The organism is Bradyrhizobium sp. Ghvi, from assembly GCF_900115265.1.
Lineage (GTDB): Bacteria > Pseudomonadota > Alphaproteobacteria > Rhizobiales > Xanthobacteraceae > Bradyrhizobium.
In genome coordinates this window covers 388,031-405,381 of the sequence record NZ_FOVU01000003.1, presented here as the reverse complement: position 1 = coordinate 405,381, position 17,351 = coordinate 388,031, and the positions used below count along the sequence as shown (strand labels likewise).

The 17,351-nt window shown below is 64.9% G+C and carries 19 protein-coding genes; 15 read left to right on the top strand and 4 right to left on the bottom strand.

The annotated features are described in order from the left end of the window. Positions 1-72 precede the first annotated feature (72 nt). The 5 genes from BM374_RS13145 (at position 73) to BM374_RS13125 (ending at position 5,305) form a co-directional block, all read left to right on the top strand. Complete coding sequence (locus tag BM374_RS13145) at positions 73-732, top strand: TetR/AcrR family transcriptional regulator (protein WP_092292658.1); 660 nt, start codon at positions 73-75, stop codon at positions 730-732. A gap of 45 nt (positions 733-777) precedes the next feature. Continuing rightward, positions 778-1,239 (top strand): MarR family winged helix-turn-helix transcriptional regulator, encoded by a 462-nt coding sequence (locus tag BM374_RS13140; protein WP_092292656.1) that lies wholly within the window; start codon positions 778-780, stop codon positions 1,237-1,239. 12 nt (positions 1,240-1,251) lie between these two features. Further along, complete coding sequence (locus BM374_RS13135) at positions 1,252-2,025, top strand: enoyl-CoA hydratase (protein ID WP_092292654.1); 774 nt, start codon at positions 1,252-1,254, stop codon at positions 2,023-2,025. Between the two features lie 124 nt (positions 2,026-2,149). After that, the gene (locus tag BM374_RS13130) at positions 2,150-4,231 is read left to right on the top strand and encodes a methyl-accepting chemotaxis protein (RefSeq protein ID WP_092292652.1); all 2,082 of its coding nucleotides are present in this window, start codon (positions 2,150-2,152) and stop codon (positions 4,229-4,231) included. A gap of 135 nt (positions 4,232-4,366) precedes the next feature. Further along, positions 4,367-5,305 (top strand): dihydrodipicolinate synthase family protein, encoded by a 939-nt coding sequence (locus BM374_RS13125; protein WP_092292650.1) that lies wholly within the window; start codon positions 4,367-4,369, stop codon positions 5,303-5,305. 120 nt (positions 5,306-5,425) lie between these two features. On the opposite strand, the gene BM374_RS13120 is transcribed toward BM374_RS13125, so the two are convergent. Genes BM374_RS13120 through BM374_RS13110 form a run of 3 tightly spaced genes read right to left on the bottom strand, consistent with a single transcriptional unit; the run spans position 5,426 to position 7,989 of the window. Then, complete coding sequence (locus tag BM374_RS13120; RefSeq protein WP_092292648.1) at positions 5,426-6,124, bottom strand: DUF1045 domain-containing protein; 699 nt, start codon at positions 6,122-6,124, stop codon at positions 5,426-5,428. Positions 6,125-6,142: 18 nt separating this feature from the next. Further along, the gene (locus tag BM374_RS13115) at positions 6,143-7,336 is read right to left on the bottom strand and encodes an alpha-D-ribose 1-methylphosphonate 5-triphosphate diphosphatase (protein WP_092292646.1); all 1,194 of its coding nucleotides are present in this window, start codon (positions 7,334-7,336) and stop codon (positions 6,143-6,145) included. Beyond that, entirely contained in the window at positions 7,333-7,989 is a 657-nt protein-coding gene (locus tag BM374_RS13110; protein WP_092292644.1) for a transferase hexapeptide repeat family protein, read from the bottom strand. The genes BM374_RS13115 and BM374_RS13110 overlap by 4 nt, the downstream gene beginning before the upstream one ends. A 177-nt stretch (positions 7,990-8,166) precedes the next feature. On the opposite strand from BM374_RS13110, the gene phnC reads away from it, so the two are divergent. The 4 genes from phnC (at position 8,167) to phnE (BM374_RS13090) (ending at position 11,770) form a co-directional block, all read left to right on the top strand. Then, positions 8,167-8,976: a phosphonate ABC transporter ATP-binding protein gene (phnC, locus tag BM374_RS13105; protein ID WP_092292642.1), complete on the top strand. Its 810-nt coding sequence runs from the start codon at positions 8,167-8,169 to the stop codon at positions 8,974-8,976. A 58-nt stretch (positions 8,977-9,034) separates the two neighbouring features. Continuing rightward, on the top strand, positions 9,035-9,964 hold the full coding sequence (gene phnD / locus BM374_RS13100) for a phosphonate ABC transporter substrate-binding protein (protein WP_092292640.1): 930 nt from the start codon (positions 9,035-9,037) through the stop codon (positions 9,962-9,964). 76 nt (positions 9,965-10,040) lie between these two features. After that, positions 10,041-10,925 carry a phosphonate ABC transporter, permease protein PhnE gene (gene phnE, locus BM374_RS13095; RefSeq protein ID WP_092292638.1) on the top strand — a complete coding sequence of 295 codons (885 nt, stop codon included), beginning with the start codon at positions 10,041-10,043 and terminating at the stop codon, positions 10,923-10,925. A gap of 77 nt (positions 10,926-11,002) precedes the next feature. Next, positions 11,003-11,770 carry a phosphonate ABC transporter, permease protein PhnE gene (gene phnE / locus BM374_RS13090; RefSeq protein WP_502689439.1) on the top strand — a complete coding sequence of 256 codons (768 nt, stop codon included), beginning with the start codon at positions 11,003-11,005 and terminating at the stop codon, positions 11,768-11,770. Positions 11,771-11,920: 150 nt separating this feature from the next. On the opposite strand, the gene phnF is transcribed toward phnE (BM374_RS13090), so the two are convergent. Further along, positions 11,921-12,649: a phosphonate metabolism transcriptional regulator PhnF gene (gene phnF / locus BM374_RS13085; protein ID WP_092292634.1), complete on the bottom strand. Its 729-nt coding sequence runs from the start codon at positions 12,647-12,649 to the stop codon at positions 11,921-11,923. A gap of 170 nt (positions 12,650-12,819) precedes the next feature. Here phnF and phnG point away from each other — a divergent pair, with 170 nt between their 5' ends. The 6 genes from phnG to phnL are packed head-to-tail and all read left to right on the top strand — an operon-like array spanning position 12,820 to position 17,349. Next, complete coding sequence (phnG, locus tag BM374_RS13080) at positions 12,820-13,233, top strand: phosphonate C-P lyase system protein PhnG (protein WP_502689438.1); 414 nt, start codon at positions 12,820-12,822, stop codon at positions 13,231-13,233. A 4-nt stretch (positions 13,234-13,237) separates the two neighbouring features. Next, positions 13,238-13,846, top strand: a complete 609-nt coding sequence (phnH, locus tag BM374_RS13075) for a phosphonate C-P lyase system protein PhnH (protein ID WP_177248263.1) — start codon at positions 13,238-13,240, stop codon at positions 13,844-13,846. Between the two features lie 3 nt (positions 13,847-13,849). Continuing rightward, positions 13,850-14,965, top strand: a complete 1,116-nt coding sequence (locus BM374_RS13070) for a carbon-phosphorus lyase complex subunit (RefSeq protein ID WP_092292628.1) — start codon at positions 13,850-13,852, stop codon at positions 14,963-14,965. After that, the gene (locus BM374_RS13065; RefSeq protein WP_092292626.1) at positions 14,962-15,858 is read left to right on the top strand and encodes an alpha-D-ribose 1-methylphosphonate 5-phosphate C-P-lyase PhnJ; all 897 of its coding nucleotides are present in this window, start codon (positions 14,962-14,964) and stop codon (positions 15,856-15,858) included. Before BM374_RS13070 ends, BM374_RS13065 begins: the two co-directional genes overlap by 4 nt. Continuing rightward, positions 15,851-16,642 carry a phosphonate C-P lyase system protein PhnK gene (gene phnK / locus BM374_RS13060; RefSeq protein ID WP_092292624.1) on the top strand — a complete coding sequence of 264 codons (792 nt, stop codon included), beginning with the start codon at positions 15,851-15,853 and terminating at the stop codon, positions 16,640-16,642. The genes BM374_RS13065 and phnK overlap by 8 nt, the downstream gene beginning before the upstream one ends. A gap of 8 nt (positions 16,643-16,650) precedes the next feature. Next, positions 16,651-17,349, top strand: coding sequence for a phosphonate C-P lyase system protein PhnL (phnL, locus tag BM374_RS13055; protein WP_177248262.1), 699 nt, complete (start codon positions 16,651-16,653; stop codon positions 17,347-17,349). The last annotated feature ends 2 nt before the right edge of the window (positions 17,350-17,351 follow it).

Here is a 17,351-nt window from a genome sequence, read left to right as displayed (position 1 = left end):
GGAAACTTGACGATTTCCAAAATGAGATTAGCTTTGGAATTGTCAATGGAATGACAGGCATCATGTAAAGACATGGCTCAGGCAAAATCGGAAAGCGAAGTCCGTCCGCGCGGACGTCCGCCGGTGCGCAGCGACGAGGAGACGACGCGAATCGTCCTTGAAGCCGCGCGGCATATGTTTGCGGTGGAGGGATATGCCGCGACCAGCACCGAAGAGCTGGCGCGCCGCGCCGGCATCTCGACCAGGACGCTCTATCGTCTGTTCCCAGGCAAGGCTGCGCTGTTCGAGGCGATGTGCGCAGACAGGCTCGAGCGGCTGCTCTCTGCGGTCGATCTCCAAGCCGGCGATGACGTCGATATCGAATCGGGCTTGCGCGCCGCGTTAATCGCCTGCGCCGATCTCGCGCTGGATCCTGAGGTCGTGGCGTTGCAGCGTATGGTGCTACAGCAATCCGCAACCTTCCCCGAGCTCGCGGCAAATTTCTACGCGAACGGCATTGCCCGCACCGCCACGGCGCTTGCCGGCTGGCTGCGCCTTCAGGTCAAGCGCAAGCGAATCGTCATCGACGATGCCGAGGAAGTCGCCGGCATGCTGATCGGCATGGTGGCGTCGGCGCCACAGCGCGCGGCGATCTATGGCGGCCTGCCACTGCCGTCACGCAAACAGATCGAACGCCGGGTCCAGACCTGCGCGGCCCTCTTCCTCGACGGCTGTCGCGCCAAATCGCCCTAGGGGCTCTCCTTTGACAATCCAATTCGCCTCGGCTATCTATTTCGCATGCGAAATAAATCGTCCGAGGCGGGACATCACCGGCTGATCTATCTGCTGAACGTCGCGCAACGACGTTTGCGGCGCTGGATGGCAGCGCGGCCGCAGAACGAGGTCACGCCGGCGCAGGCGGGGCTGCTGTTCATCCTCGGCAAGCAGGACGGCGTCCTCATGGGCGAGGCGGGCGCAGCGCTCGATATGGGGCCCGCCGGCATTTCGGGTCTGGTCGATCGGAGCGCTGCGGCAAAACTGGTCGAACGGCGGGCCGATCGCGAGGACGGCCGCGCCTGGCGGGTGTGGTTGACGCCGAAAGGCCGCAATGTGCTGGCGCAGGCGAAGAGCGATGCGGCTGCGGTCAATGCCGCGCTGACGGAGGGATTCACCACTGCCGAGATCGACGTCGTCGCGCGCTGGCTGGCGAGCATTCAAGAGAAGTTTCCAAGAGACGCCACAAGAGATCCAGAGGAATAAGAGGAGATACCCATGACCGAGCATGTGCAAGTTGAGAAGAACAAAAACGGCATTCTCACGATCACGCTGGCGCGCCCCGACAAGAAGAATGCGCTGACGGACGCGATGTACGGCAAGCTCGCCGATACCATCCACTCCGCCGAGTCCGATCCGTCCACGCGCGTCCTGCTGATCCGCGGCGAGGGCGACATGTTCACCGCCGGCAATGATGTCGGCGAGTTTGCAGCCGTTGCGTCAGGCAAGTCCGAAGGAAGCCGCAATGTCGGCCGTTTCATCCAGTCGCTGGCGCGCTGCAGCCGTCCGCTGATCGCAGCAGTGCAGGGCCGCGCCGTCGGCGTCGGCACCACGATGCTCCTGCACTGCGATCTCGTGGTGCTCGCCGACGATACCCTGTTGTCGACGCCCTTCGTCAGTCTCGCTCTCGTGCCGGAGGCGGCCTCGAGCTTGCTGATGCCGGCGCGCATCGGTTATGCCCGCGCTTACGAGATGTTCGCGCTTGGTGAGACCGTCTCCGCCAAGGCCGCGCTGGCATGGGGCCTCGCCAACCGCGTGGTGCCGCTCGACAAGCTCGATGCCGAGGCGCTTGCGCTCGCCCAGCGCCTCGCGCGCCAGCCGGCTGGGGCACTCACCGCGACCAAGAAGCTGATGCGCAATGGTGAGGCGCTGGTCGCGCAGATGCTGGCCGAGGGCGAGCAGTTTGCGCAGCGTCTGCGCACCGCCGAGGCGCGCGAGGCGTTCACCGCGTTCGCCGAGCGGCGTCCGCCCGATTTCACCAAGGTTTCGTGACCTCCGAAGCCTGCTCAACGGGTTGGGAAGTCCAGAATTCCGGCGTCTGACAACAACCTTAACGGAACATTGGCAAGTCGCGGTGCAGGGTGGCCACGCTTTAAACGTAGGCCCCTTGTGACCCATGGCATTCTTTAAGAAATCGGTAAGCTCGCTTCTCCTGACCTTGATGGCCCTGCTGGCGGCCGGTGCGCTGGTCTCTACGGCCATCCAGATGGTCGGGGCGTTCGGCCGCTACAGCGACAGTCTCGAGACCGCGCGACTCGCCGCCGCCGACAAGGCGATTTTCCATGGCGTCCTGTCCCTGCGCAACAATCGCGGCGACGCCCAGAGTGCGTTGCTCGGCGACGACGACGCCCGCCCAAAGCTGGCTGAGGCGGAGAAAGCGGAGCAGGGCGGCTTTGATGGCGTCAGCGCCGCGATGGCCAGCGTCAACTTCGCTCGGCGCGACGAGCTTGCCAGCACGCTGAAGCAGCGCTGGGGTGAGGCCGCGCCGCAATTCCAGTTGTTCTACGACGAAGCCAAGCGTCCGCGTGCCGAGCGCAAGATCGAGCGGACCAATTCCTGGTACGACGCCGTCACCAAGGTCATCGAGACGGCGAACCTCGCCTCCACGGCGGTGTCGAACCGCGCCTGGATGGACGACCCCTTCATTGCCCGCATGATCCAGGTCCGTCGTCTCGCCTGGCAGGTGCGCGACCGCTACGGAATCCATTGTTCGACATTGCGCTCGAACGTCAATAGCAGCAAGCCGCTCGACGACAATCAGAAGCGCACGCTGGCGCAATGGGACGGCACCATCAGTTCCGGCTGGTCCGGCATGGACGAGCTTTTGGCCTCGCCCGACGTGGCCGCGGAGCTGATCAGCGCCGCCAAGGAGGCGCGCGCCAAGACCGACGGCGCTCTCAAGCAGATCGGGGAGATCACCAAGAATTTTGACGGCAGCGGCAAGCCGGCCATGGCCGCTTCGGATTGGAACGCGCTGTGCCAGTCGCCGTTCGCGCCTATCGTGGCCGTCGCGAACAAGGCGCTGGACCAGTCGATCGCGCGGGCGGAAACGGTGCAGGCGAAGGCGCTGACCAATCTCGTGGTCCAGTCGCTCGCCTTCCTGCTGGCGCTCGCCGTGACCTTGGCCGGCGTCTATGTCGTGCGGAATCGTCTCATGCGCCCGGTGCGGGCCATCCTCGATGCGATCGCCCGTATCAGCGCCCGTGACTATGCCACGGCGGTTCCGCAATCCCGATATCCCGACGAGTTCGGCACCATGGCTGCCGCGCTCGAAAGCCTGCGCGAGAGCGCGGCCACCGCGGAACGTCTCGGCCAGGAGCGCGAATCGCAGCAGGCATTGCAACTCGCCCGTTCGGGTACGGTTGATGCCGCCTGTCGCAGCTTTGACGATACGGTGCAGGCTGTGATCGAGAGCGTCGCCGCGTCGGCGAAGGAGCTCGATGCCACCGCGACCGATGTGCGCTCGCTGGTGTCGGAATCGAGCAGCCAGACCTCCGCAGTCTCGTCCGCTGCCGAGCAGGCGACCAATAATCTCGAGACCATAGCGGCTGCGACCGAGGAGCTCTCGGCCTCCGTCGGCGAGATCTCTGCCCAGGTGCAGTCGAGCGCGCGCGAGGCCCGTGAGGCCGTGGCGCAGGCCGAGCAGACCAACGCGACCGTCGAGATCCTCGATCAGACCGCAGGCCGCATCAGCGAAGTCGTGAAGATGATCCACGCCATCGCGGGCCAGACCAACCTGCTCGCGCTGAACGCCACTATCGAGGCTGCCCGCGCCGGCGAGGCCGGCCGCGGTTTCGCCGTGGTCGCGGGCGAGGTCAAGAGCCTCGCGTCGCAGACGGCGACGGCCACCGAAGAGATCTCGCGCCAGGTCGAGGAGATCCAGGGCGCGACCGGCCAGGCTGTTGCCGCGATCCGCGCGATCGGGGGGGCCATCAGCGGCATCGACGAGAAGATGACCGCGATCGCGGCCGCCGTCGAACAGCAGCGCGCAGCCACCACCGAGATCTCGCGCAACTTCCAGCAGGCCGCCCAGGGCACGCGCGAGGTCACCGACACCATTGGCAGTGTCGCCAAGCTCAACCAGGAAACCGGCAATGCCGGGACGGTGCTATCCCAGTCCGTGACCAAGATGTCGGCCGACGCCGACCGTCTCCGTGTCGCGGTCGAAGGTTTCCTTGGCGCGGTGAAGACCGCCTAGGTTCCACCCCTGTTCAACGGCGCGGATCGGCATTGCCGCGCGCGCGTCCGCCCTGTAAATGGTAGCGGTACCATGGTCTGACGTGCCTTGCTGGCGCATCATGACAAGCGACAGGACTCCAGGGAGATATCTTCGATGCCGGTCACCCCTCACAAGGCCCAGCGCCCCTATCGCGGCGTGTTCCCCGTCGCGCCCACCATCTTCGACGAGCGCGGGGAGCTCGACCTCGAGGGCCAGCGCCGCTGCATCGATTTCATGATCGATGCCGGATCGCACGGTATCTGCATCCTTGCCAATTTCTCCGAGCAATTCGTGCTGACCGACGCCGAGCGCGAGAGCGTGATGCATGCGGTGCTGGAGCAGGTCGCGGGCCGCGTGCCCGTGATCGTCACCACCACCCATTTCAGCTCGGCCGTGTGCGCGGCGCGCAGCCGGCAGGCCGAGGCCGCCGGTGCGGCCATGGTCATGGTCATGCCGCCCTATCACGGTGCGACCTTCCGGGTGCCTGAAAAAGGCATCGTCGAATTCTTCAAGGTGCTCTCGGGCGCGATCAACATTCCCGTCATGATCCAGGACGCGCCGGTCGCGGGTACGCCGCTGTCGGTCGAGCTGCTGGCGCGGCTGGCACGCGAGTTTTCCAACATTCGCTATTTCAAGATCGAGGTCGCAGGCGCGGCGTCAAAGCTGCGCAGCCTGATCGAGGCCGGCGGCAGCGCGATCGAGGGTCCCTGGGACGGCGAGGAAGCGATCACGCTGATGGCCGATCTCGATGCCGGCGCCACCGGCGCGATGACCGGCGGCGGCTATCCCGACGGTATCAGGCAGATCATCGATCCCTATTTCGCCGGCGATCGCGAGAAGGCGAAGGCCGCCTATGAGCGCTGGCTGCCACTGATCAACTACGAGAACCGCCAATGTGGCCTGATCGCCTGCAAGGCGATGATGCAGGCCGGCGGCGTGATCAAGTCAGATGCGGTCCGCCATCCGTTGCAACCGCTGCATCCGGCGACGCGCGCCGGGCTGCTGGAACTGGCCAAGGAGCGCGACGCGCTGGCGCTGCGGTGGGGGAGGTAACTCTCTCCGCCGTCATTGCGAGGAGCTCTCGCGACGAAGCAATCCAGACTGCTCCCACCGGAGAAAGACTGGATTGCTTCGCTCCGCTCGCAACGACGCGTGTGACGTGCGAGCTCCCGGCTAATTCACCAGCTTCCACTCACCAATGATGCGGAAGCGTACCTTCGCGTCGTCCTGCTTGAACAGCGTGATGCGATCGATCTCGAGCGTATCGAGCCTCAGTGCCGCAAATCGCCTGCGCAGCATCTCCAGGATAGGTGCGCGCCGCTCCGCATCCAGCCGTCCCGTCAGCGTCATGTGGAAGCGGAATTCTTCCAGCACGTAAGGGTAGCCCCAGCGATCGAGATATTCGCGCTGGCGCTCGCTAAGCTTTTCGGGTTTGCGCCGGGCGCGGTCTTCCGCCGTCAAGGGCGGGCGGAAGCAATCGAAATCGCGTACGCAATCGGCGGCCAGTTGCTGGAGAGCGTCGACAGGTTCAGCGGGGATGATGGCAAGGAAGCCGCTGATGGCGTCGACGATCGGCGGGATCGTCGGAATCGGCCGTACCTTGCCGGCAAATGTCGCGCACGCGGTCACGAGCTCGGCCTCGGTCCTGCCTGATGCCAGGGCCATCGGAGCCTTCAACGTACCGTGAAATCCGTATTTGCGGGGATCGGCAGTGATATCGCGCCAGTCCGGCGCGATGCGCAACGCCTCATCCGCAAACGGGACCTCGTCCCCGGTGTAAGCCTCATAGCCCAGCAGCTCGGCGCCGAAGCGGGTGAGCGCGCTGTCGGCACCGGCGGCGAAGTAGATCGCGTAGCGGGGAAAACCAGTCATCGTCGCAGCATAACCAAATTATGCCGCAACGACAGTCTCGTGCGGCATTGTTGCCGTCCCGAGCAGCCGCGTTGCATCGGTCAGATGCACGAGCTTTCCGGCCGATATCACCGCGACCAGGCGAGGCCGCAACGGGGCGCTGTCTTCGACGAGCAGGATGTCGGCGCGATGGCCCGGAGCGAGCGTGCCACGATCGGTCAGGCCGGTGGCTTGCGCTGGCGCCGACGAGATCAACTGCCACGCTTGGTTAAGCGGCAACACGCCGTCTGCGGCAAGACGGAACGCGGCGAGCAGCGGTGCCGGATAGTAATAATCCGAGGCCAGCACCGTGCAGAGTCCCTTCGCGATCATGTCAGATGCGTCGGTCCAGCCGGTGTGGCTGCCGCCGCGCACGACATTCGGTGCGCCGTAGACGATCGCGTCACCATGGACCGCGGCTTCGCGCGCCGTCGCCTCATTGATTGGAAACTCGGCGAGTGTCACGCCCATGGCGCGAAAATTCCGCCGCATCTCCGGCGTCGCATCATCATGCGAGAGCATCCGCACCCCGGCTGTGCGAGCAACGGTTGCGAGTCGATTGATCGACGCCGGAACACCGCCGGCGCGCGAGATGATATGTGCCACGAGCGTGTCGAACTCCTCGCTCGACAAGCCGGTGCGCTCCACCATGCGGTTGCGCTTGCGCGGCTTGGCCATGTCGGCGACGGTGCCGTCCATGTGATCGTTGAAGGCGAACAGGTCGACGCGCCCCTCGGCGAGCCATTGGCCGATCTCGTCCTCTGCATCGAGATTGTAGGTCTCGTGGCGCAAATGGAAGCGGGTGTCGGCGGCGAAATGCGGACGCTGCCGCTCGATCGCCTCGAGAAGGCGTCGTGCATTGTCGCCGCTGCGCAAGCCGGGCTCCCACGACCAGGTCGTGGCGTGAAATACCGTGGTGATGCCGTTGCTGATGACCTGGCGGTCAGTCTCGGCCAGCGCCACGTCGATCGGGAAATCGACGCCAGCACGCGGCATCATCTGCCGCTCGAAGGCATCGCCGTGCAGGTCCACGATGCCGGGCAGCACTAGCAGATTGCGTGCATCGATCGCGAGCCGCGCACGGCCGCGAGGCCCATCGATCTCAGCAATGTCGGTACGGGACACCGCGAGCGAGGTTTCGACGAGCTCGGAGCCGATCAGGGTTCGGCCGCCTTCAAGGAAAATGTCTGTCACGCGACCGCGCTTCGTTTGCTGGAGGAGGAGCTTGCTCCTGCTTCGTACGTGGTCAGGAAATCTTTAATCGAGAGCTTGCGGAAATTGGGCAGTGCTTCACGCAATTTGTCGTGATCCCAGTCCCACCAGGCAAGCTCCGCGAGCCGGCCGGCAATCTCCTCCGAGAACCGGCGCCGAACGATGCGCGCCGGATTGCCGGCGACGATGGTGTAGGCCGGCACGTCCTTGGTAACGATGGCGCCGGCCGCGATCACCGCGCCGGTGCCGATGTTGCGGCCAGGCAGCACGATCGCGCCATGGCCGATCCAGACGTCATGGCCGATATGGATGTGATGCTGGCGCCGCCAGTCAAAGAACTCGGTGTCATCGCTCTCGCCCGGGAAGTAAGCACTGGAGCGGTAGGTGAAATGCGCCTGCGTGGCGCGGTGCATCGGATGATTGCCGGGATTGATGCGGGTCATCGCCGCGATCGAGCAGAACTTTCCGATAGTCGTGTAGGTGATCTGCGCGTCGTTGACGACATAGGAGTAATCGCCCATCGTCACTTCATGCAGGATCGTGCGCGCGCCGACCTCGGTGTAAGCGCCAAGCCGCGTCTCGTGCAGCTTCGCGGAAGGATCGATGGTCGGCTCGACCGATAGCACCTTCATCATGTTGCATCCGGAAGTTTGAGGACGGGCGTTCGTCTTCGAGCGGGTTGATGACGACGTCGTGACACAACGATGACAGGGGACGAGATGTGCTGGATCGCCGCACCGCGGACTTCGTGTCACACAAGTGTCAAGCACGCGCGTTAGCGGTTGGCTCCAGCTGCTACTTGGGAGCCCCGCATGCTGGTGTTGGAAGGTCTGACGTGCCGCTTCGGCGCAAAAGCCGCGGTGGACGACGCTTCGTTTCAAATCGCTCCCGGCAGCTTCGTCGGTGTGATCGGGCGCTCCGGCGCAGGCAAGTCGACCCTGCTGCGAACCATCAACCGCCTGGTGACGCCGACGCAGGGCCGCATCCTGTTCGACGGCCTCGATGTCACCGCGTTGCGCGGCAGAGAGCTGCGGCAGTGGCGAGCACGATCGGCGATGATCTTCCAGCAGTTCAACCTGGTCGGCAGGCTCGACGTCCTGACCAATGTGCTGATGGGGCGTCTCGCCACCATGCCGGCCTGGCGGTCGCTGTCGCAGCTCTGGTCCGAGCAGGACAAGGCCCTGGCGATGTCGGCGCTCGAGCAGTTCGACATCGCCGCGCTCGCCGCGCAGCGTGCCGACCAGCTTTCCGGCGGTCAGCAGCAGCGCGTCGCGATCGCGCGGGCGCTGGTACAGCAGCCCGACATCATCCTCGCCGACGAGCCGATCGCCTCGCTCGACCCGCGCAACACCAAGATCGTCATGGATGCGCTGCTGCGCATCAACAAGCATTTCGGCATCACCGTGCTCTGCAACCTGCATTCGCTCGACCTGGCGCGCAGCTATTGCGATCGCCTGATCGGCATGGCGGCGGGCCGCGTGGTGTTCGACGGCGCGCCGTCCGCGCTGACCGACCTCGTCGCGCACGAGCTTTACGATCTCGAGGCCGCCGACGTCATGGGCGCTACGCCTGCGCCGGTGCCCGAGGACGTCCCGGCACTCGGAACGGCCGCGGCGGCCTGAGCGGCGTCGCGTCACTCGCTTTCGTACGAACCGACCTTAACCAAAGAAGGGGCTAACGATGATTACTCGCAGACTGGTTCTTGCCGGCGCAGCCGCGCTGACCTTTGCCGGATCCGCTTCCGCCGAAGACTGGAGGGCGAAATATCCGGAAATCACCTTCGCCGCGATCCCGGCCGAGAACGGCTCCGGCGTGACCGAGCGCTACGCTCCCTTCATCAACTATCTGTCGAAGGAGCTCGGCGTCAAGGTCACGCTGCGCGTCGCCAACGACTACGCTGCCCTCATCGAAGGCCAGCGCGCCGGCAACATCCAGATCGGCTATTACGGTCCGGCTTCCTTTGCGCGCGCCCGTCTCACCGGCGTCAAGACCGATGCTTTCGTCATCGACGTCAACTCCGACGGCTCGAAGGGCTACTACTCCGTCTTCTACGTGCTGGCGAAGTCGCCGTACCAGAAGATCGAGGACCTCAAGGGCAAGAATCTCGGGCTTGTCGATCCGAATTCCACGTCCGGCAACAACATGCCCCGCTTCAAGCTGAATGCGATGGGCATCGATCCCGACGCCTATTTCTCCAAGGTGGTCTTCACCGGGAGCCACGAGAACGCCGTTCTCGCGCTGGCGCAGGGCACCGTCGACGTCGCCGCCAATTGGTGGAACGCGGACGACGATTCCAACCTGACCCGCATGCTCAACAAGGGCATGGTGAAGTCGGCCGGCGGCACCGTGATGAAGAAGGAGGACTTCCGCATCATCGTGAAGTCCGACCTCATCATCAACTCGCCCTACGCCTATCTCAGCGATCTGCCTGAAGACATGAAGGCCGCGATCAAGAAAGCCTTCCTCGAGGCGGCGCAGAAGGATCCCGAGGCGTTCAAGAAGCTCTCTGACGGCAAGAACAAGCCGTGGGAGCCGGTCGCCACCGAGGACTACAACAAGACCATCGAGCTGATTAAGTTCGTCGACAATCTGCGTAAGAAGGCGTCCTGAGCTCGTCGGGACGATGCACTCGAGCCGGGTCGATGGACCCGGCTCCTTTTCTTGATGGACCCTTTACACCGAACACATGACCATCGCGGTCTCGATTCTCCCCGAGCAGCAACTCGCAGGCCTGAATGCTGCCTATCGCAAGGCGGTCGCGCGTAAGCGCCTGCGGTTGTTAGCAGGCCTCGTCCTCTTCGTCGCCGCGCTGATCGTCTCATCGATCGGCGCCGAGGTGAACCTTCGCACCTTCTTCACTTATTTCGGCAATTTCATCAGCTATTTCGACCGCATCCTCACCCTCGACAGCGGCCAGCGGGTCTGGACCAATGTCGGCGAGTGGTTCTGGGGCCTGCACAAATGGCTGAAGCTGCTCGGCGAGACACTGCTGATCAGCTATGTCGGCACGCTGATCGGCGCCGTCTTCGCCTTCGCGCTGAATTTCTTCGCCGCCGAGAACACCTCGCCTGCGCCCTGGCTGCGCTTTACGGTGCGGCGGTTGCTCGAATTCGCGCGCACCGTGCCCGGCATCGTGTTCGCGCTGATCTTCGTCATCGCGTTCGGCCTCGGCCCGATGGCCGGTGTGCTCGCGATCGCGATCCACTCCACCGGCGCGCTCGGAAAGCTGTTCTCGGAAATCGTCGAGAATGCTGACATGAAACCGGTCGAGGGCATCCGCTCCACCGGCGCGAGCTGGCTCTCCTGCATGCGCTTTGCGATCCTGCCGCAGGTCTCGGCGGGCTATGCTAGCTACGCCCTGCTGCGCTTCGAGATCAATGTGCGCGAGGCCTCGGTGATGGGCTTCGTCGGCGCCGGCGGCATCGGCCAGGAGCTGATCGTCGCGATCCGAAAATTCTACTACTCCGACGTCAGCGCGATCCTCGTGACCATCATCGTCACGGTCTTCCTGATCGACATCACCACCGGCTGGGTGCGCGGCCGCCTGTTCGGCAAGGAGGCGCGGACGTGAACAGGAAGCCGGACGTGAATGCGGCGGAGCTCCGCGGGCGCTATCCCCAAGTCTTCGATCGGCCCGCGTCGTCGCGCATGGCGACGCCCGTCGTGCTTGCCGTTGCACTGGCGATCTTCGTGTTCGGCCTGGTCGATCTCGATTTCTCGCCATCGCGCTTCATCTCGGGGCTGAGCCAGCTTGGCTGGATCAGCATGATGATGATCCCGCCAGATCCCGGCTCCTCGCTGCCGATCTATCTGAAGGCGCTGGGCGAGACGCTGTCGATCGCGCTGCTCGGCACCACGCTCGCCGCGGTGCTCGCGCTGCCGGTCAGCCTGCTCGCGGCGCGCAACGTCGTGCCCTCGATCATCCTGCGCTTTCCGGTCCGTCGCTTCCTCGATTCGATCCGCGGCGTCGATACGCTGATCTGGGCCCTGGTCTGGATCAACGTGGTCGGGCTCGGTCCGTTCGCCGGTGTGCTCGCGATTGCCGTGTCGGACTTCGGCGCTTTCGGCAAGCTGTTCTCCGAGGCGATCGAAGGCGCCGACCAGAGGCAGGTCGAGGGCATCCGTGCCTCCGGCGGCAGCGCGCTGCACGAGATCCGCTTCGGCCTGATGCCGCAGGTGCTACCCGTCATCGCAGGCCAGGTGCTGTATTTCATCGAATCGAACACGCGCTCTGCCACCATCATCGGCATCGTCGGCGCCGGCGGCATCGGTCTGCAGCTCGCCGAACAGATCCGCGTGCTGGAGTGGCAGAAGGTGTCGTTCCTGATCCTGATGATCCTGGTCGCGGTCGCGGGAATCGATTTCATCTCGGGCAAGCTGCGCTTTGCGATCATTGGGCGAAGGGCGATAGCCTAGTCAAAGCTGCCGTAGGGGGGTTAGCCGCGGGCGTAACCCACCACTGTTCATCTCCGGGCAGACAGAAGAGGTGGGTTACGCCTTCGGACTGCGCTTCGCGCAGCCGACGTCTAACCCACCCTACGGCGCCGGCGTCGTGGAAAGAGTCCCTTACGGCTCCACCACAAACTCCACCCGCTCCGCCGCGAACCGCGAATGCTTGGTCACCAGCGGCTTGCCGTCGAGATCGTGGTCGGTCGCGTCGACCACCAGGATCGGCCGCCCGAGCGGCAGGTCGAGCCGCGCGGCATCGGTGGCGTCGACGATGCCGGCGGTGATCCTTGTCGCGCCGCGGCGATAGTCGCGAATTCCGTAATGCTCGAGCATCTTCGTCATCGAGCGTGTCGCGGCAAACACCGTGCCCGCGCCCGGAAACAGCTCGGCCGACAGCCAGGTGGTGGAAACGCAGATCGGGATGCGATCGGCGAGGCGAATGGCTTCGATCCGCACCAGCGGCGCGCCGGTCTTCAATCCCAATTCGCGTGCGAGCTCGCGCGTTGCGACATCGTCTGACGCCTCGATCATCCTTCCATGCGGCTCGCGGCCGCCAGCGCCGACGATCTCGGAGAAGCGTGTGCGCGAGCGCAAGGGGTAGGCGAGCTTCTGCGCCTCGACATAGGTGCCACTGCCGCGCTCGGCGCGCACGAGGCCGCGCTCGGCAAGGGCCGCGAGCGCGCGCCGCACGGTGTGCCTGTTGACCCGGTAGGTCTCGGCGATCTCCATCTCGCCCGGCAATTTGTCGCCGGCGGCGAAGCGGCCGTCGGCGATGCCGCGTTCGATGCCGTCGGCAACGAGGCGCCACAGCGCGACGCCCGAGGAGGCGGTGTCCTGCATGCTCATATCGCCGACCAGCCTAGCCCGAAAATCACACCCTTGTCACGAAACAGTCATGGCGCTCCCGTATGAAGTTGTCTAGTATCATAGACAACTTGGATTCGGCAAGTTCTGCCTTCAGTTCGGTGGTTTCGGTGAGCCAACACAATACCCAGCAAGCCCAGCGCCAGGCCGCCATGGCCGTGCTGGCGCACGCGGAGGCGGGCGAGATCGCCGCCCGCCTCCGCACGATTCCCCTGCCAGGCCATCAGGATCTGCGAGCGCCGGAAAACGGCCTCGTCATGCTGCGGGGCCGGGTCGGCGGCGATGGCGCGCCGTTCAATCTCGGAGAAGCCACCGTGTCGCGCGCCGCGGTGCGGCTTGCGAGCGGCGAGGTCGGGTTCGGCTACACGCTCGGGCGCGATGGCGAGAAGGCGCGGCTGATCGCGCTGTGCGATGCGCTGGTGCAGTCGCGCGACTTCGGTGCCGTCGTCGAGCGCGACGTAATCGCGCCGTTGCGCGAGCAGCTTAGGGTCAAACGCAAGCGGCAGGCCGAAGAGACTGCGGCGACGAAGGTTGATTTCTACACCATGGTGCGCGGTGAGGGGTGAGGCCATGACCACGATTGCGGAACTGCCGCCGGGCTTCGCCGACAAGGTGTTGTCGGCGCAATCGACCTTTCGCTCGGTGATGGATGCAATGGCCCGGCCGGGCTCGGTCCAGCGTATCGTGCCGATGGCGGGAACGGCTGGTCCAATGATGCGCGGCACCGCCGCGATCGCGCTGACGCTGTTCGACCACGACACGCCTCTCTGGCTCGATGCACGGATGTCGGACAGCTCCGACGTCCTGAAGTGGCTCAAATTCCACACCGGTGCGCCCGTGGTGCAGGACACCTCGATTGCCTCGTTCGCGCTGATCAGCGACGGTGGCGCGCTGCCTTCGCTCGAACGCTTCGCGCTCGGCACCAATGAATACCCTGACCGTTCGACCACGGTCATCATTCAGGTCGACGCCCTGGACGCGGGGCCCAGCTTCGAGTTGCGCGGTCCCGGCATCGACGGCGTCGCGACGCTGCGGGCCTCGATCAAGCCCTTCGATCTGTTCGAGCGTCTACGCATCAACGAGGCGCTGTTTCCGCGCGGCATCGACGTGGTCCTGGTTGCCGATGAGGCCGTGGTTGCGATCCCGCGCACGACGCGCATCGTGAGCAAAGGAGCCTGACGCATGTATGTCGCAGTCAAAGGCGGCGAACGCGCCATCGAGAACGCCCATCGCCTGCTCGCCAATGTCAGGCGCGGCGACCAAAGCGTGCCTGAGCTCTCGCTCGACCAAATCTCGGAGCAGCTTGGGCTGGCGGTCGACCGCGTCATGAGCGAGGGCTCGCTCTATGACCGCGAGCTCGCGGCGCTCGCAATCAAGCAGGCGCGCGGCGATCTGATCGAGGCGATCTTCCTGGTTCGCGCCTTCCGCGCCACCCTGCCGCGCTTCGGCGCCAGCGAGCCTGTTAACACCGGCGCGATGCGGGTGCAGCGTCGGGTGTCCTCGACCTTCAAGGACATTCCCGGGGGCCAGATCCTCGGGCCGACCTTCGATTATACGCACCGTCTGCTCGATCCCTCGCTCGCGGAAGGGTTCGTGCCTGAGGCGCCGGCCGTGGCCGAAGCTTCGACGGCGCCGACACCGCGCGTGACCGATATTCTGGGTCGCGATGGATTGATCGAGACGTCGCCGCAAGCCGGGGACGGCGCCAGTGTCGGCGACCTCACCCGCGAGCCGCTGAATTTTCCGGCGGACCGCGACCTCCGTCTGCAGAATCTGGCGCGCGGCGACGAAGGATTCCTGCTGGCGATGGGTTACTCCACCCAGCGCGGTTACGGTCGCAACCATCCCTTCGCCGGCGAGATCCGCTTCGGCGAGGTCGAGGTCGAACTTATCGCCGAAGACGTCGGCTTCGCCGTGCCGCTCGGCGCGATCGAGCTGACGGAGTGCCAGATGGTCAACCAGTTCAAGGGGTCGGCAACGGAAGCGCCGTGCTTCACCCGTGGCTATGGCCTCGCTTTCGGACAGAGCGAGCGCAAGACCATGTCGATGGCGCTCGTCGACCGTGCGCTGCGTGCGCGCGAGCTCGGTGAAGAGGCCCTCGCTCCGGCGCAAGATGAAGAATTCGTGTTGTCGCATTCGGATAACGTCCAGGCGACCGGCTTCGTCGAGCACCTCAAGCTGCCGCACTACGTCGACTTCCAATCCGAGCTTGGCCTCTTGCGCAAGCTGCGCAGGGAGTTTGCCGAATCCACTGCGGTGGCGAATGCGTCCAATGCCATGAAGGAGGCCGCGGAATGAACGCGCCGGCCTACAATTTCGCCTATCTCGACGAGCAGACCAAGCGGATGATCCGCCGTGCGATCCTGAAGGCGATCGCGATCCCCGGCTATCAGGTGCCGTTCGCCAGCCGCGAAATGCCCATGCCGTATGGCTGGGGCACCGGCGGCGTGCAGGTGACTGCCGCGATCCTCGGGCCGCAGGACGTGCTGAAGGTGATCGACCAGGGCTCTGACGACACCACCAATGCGATCTCGATTCGAAAGTTCTTCGCCAAGACCGCGGGCGTCGCGACCACGACATCGACTGACCATGCGACCGTGATCCAGACCCGGCATCGTATTCCCGAGGCGTCGCTGCACGAAAGCCAGGTGCTGGTTTATCAGGTGCCGATCCCGGAGCCGCTGCGCTTCCTCGAGCCGCGCGAGACCGAGACGCGGCGCATGCATGCGCTCGCTGAATACGGCCTGATGCATGTAAAGCTTTACGAGGACATCGCCCGCTTCGGCCACATCGCGACCGCATACGCTTATCCCGTGAAGGTCAACGCGCGCTATGTGATGGATCCGTCCCCGACGCCGAAATTCGACAATCCCAAGATGGACAATTGCCCGGCCTTGCAATTGTTCGGCGCCGGCCGCGAGAAGCGCATCTACGCGATCCCGCCCTACACGCAGGTGGTGTCGCTCGATTTCGAAGATCATCCGTTCGAGCCCTACCGCTTCAACGCGCCCTGCGCGCTGTGCGGGGCCGAAGACTCCTATCTCGACGAGATCGTCACCGACGACAAGGGCAGCCGCATGTTCGTCTGCTCGGACACCGATCATTGCGAGGGCCGCCAGGCCGCCGGCCATCGTGGCGCCTTGAGTGCTGCGCCGTACAAGGACAAGGCGCAGGGAGAAGCAAATGGCTGATCTTCTGGAAACCGATCAGCCGCTGCTGATCGCTGACAGCCTGAGCAAGTCCTATGGACGCATCGCCGCCTGCCGAGATGTGTCGTTCTCGCTCTATCCCGGCGAGGTGCTGGCGATCGTCGGTGAATCCGGCTCCGGCAAGTCGACGCTGCTGCAGCTGCTGTCGGGCCAGCTCGCGGCCAGCGGCGGACACGTGTCTTATCGCATGCGCGACGGAGTCACCCGCGATCTCGCCTCGCTCGGCGAGGCCGAGCGGCGCCTGCTGTTCCGCACCGATTGGGGTTTCGTGCACCAGGATCCGGCGCAGGGCCTGCGCATGGCCGTCTCCGCCGGCGCCAATGTCGGCGAGCGGCTGATGGCGGTCGGCTGGAATCATTATGGCCGTATCCGCGAATCCGCCTCCGACTGGCTCACGCGGGTCGAGATCGACGTTGCGCGCATCGACGATGCGCCGCGCACCTATTCGGGCGGCATGCGCCAGCGCCTCCAGATCGCGCGCAACCTCGTCACCGGGCCGCGGCTGGTGTTCATGGACGAGCCGACCGGCGGCCTCGACGTTTCGGTGCAGGCTCGCCTGCTCGATCTCTTGCGCAATCTCGTCGCCGAACTGCACCTCGCCGTCGTCATCGTCACCCACGATCTCGCGGTCGCGCGCCTGTTGTCCCATCGCGTGATGGTGATGAAGGGCGGCCGGGTCATCGAAACAGGTCTCACCGACCAGGTGCTGGACGATCCGCGCGAGCCCTACACCCAGCTTCTCGTCTCCTCGATTCTGCCGCCATGAGCCTTCCTATGACCGCCATGATCGACATCGCCGACGCCAACAAGACTTTTACGATGCACCTGCAGGGTGGCATCGAACTGCCTGTCGTGCGCGGCGTGACCTTCCAGGTCCAGCCGGGCGAATGCGTCGTGCTGTCAGGGCCGTCAGGCGCCGGCAAATCGTCGATCCTGAAGATGATTTTTGGCAACTACCGCTGCGACTCCGGTCGCATTGGCATCCGGCATCGCGGCACGCTGATCGATCTCGCCACCGCCGAGCCACGGCAGGTGCTCAACATCCGCCGCTCCACCATCGGCTATGTCAGCCAGTTCCTGCGCGCCGTGCCGCGGGTTGCGACCATCGACGTCGTCGCCGAGCCGCTGATCGCCGGCGGCACGGCTCGCGCCGACGCGCAGGCCCGTGCCGGCGAGCTCTTGCATCGCCTCAATATTCCGGAGCGGCTCTGGCGGCTTCCGCCCGCGACCTTCTCCGGTGGTGAGCAGCAGCGCGTCAACATTGCGCGCGGCTTCATCTCGGAGCTGCCGATCCTGTTGCTGGACGAGCCGACCGCCTCGCTCGATGCCGCCAACCGCGCCATCGTGGTCGAACTGGTTGCCGAGAAGAAGCGGCAGGGCGTTGCCATGGTCGCCATTGTCCATGACGACGAAATCCGTCATTTGATTGCCGACCGCATCGTCGATGTCACCGGCTTTGCCGCCGCGGCCTGAAG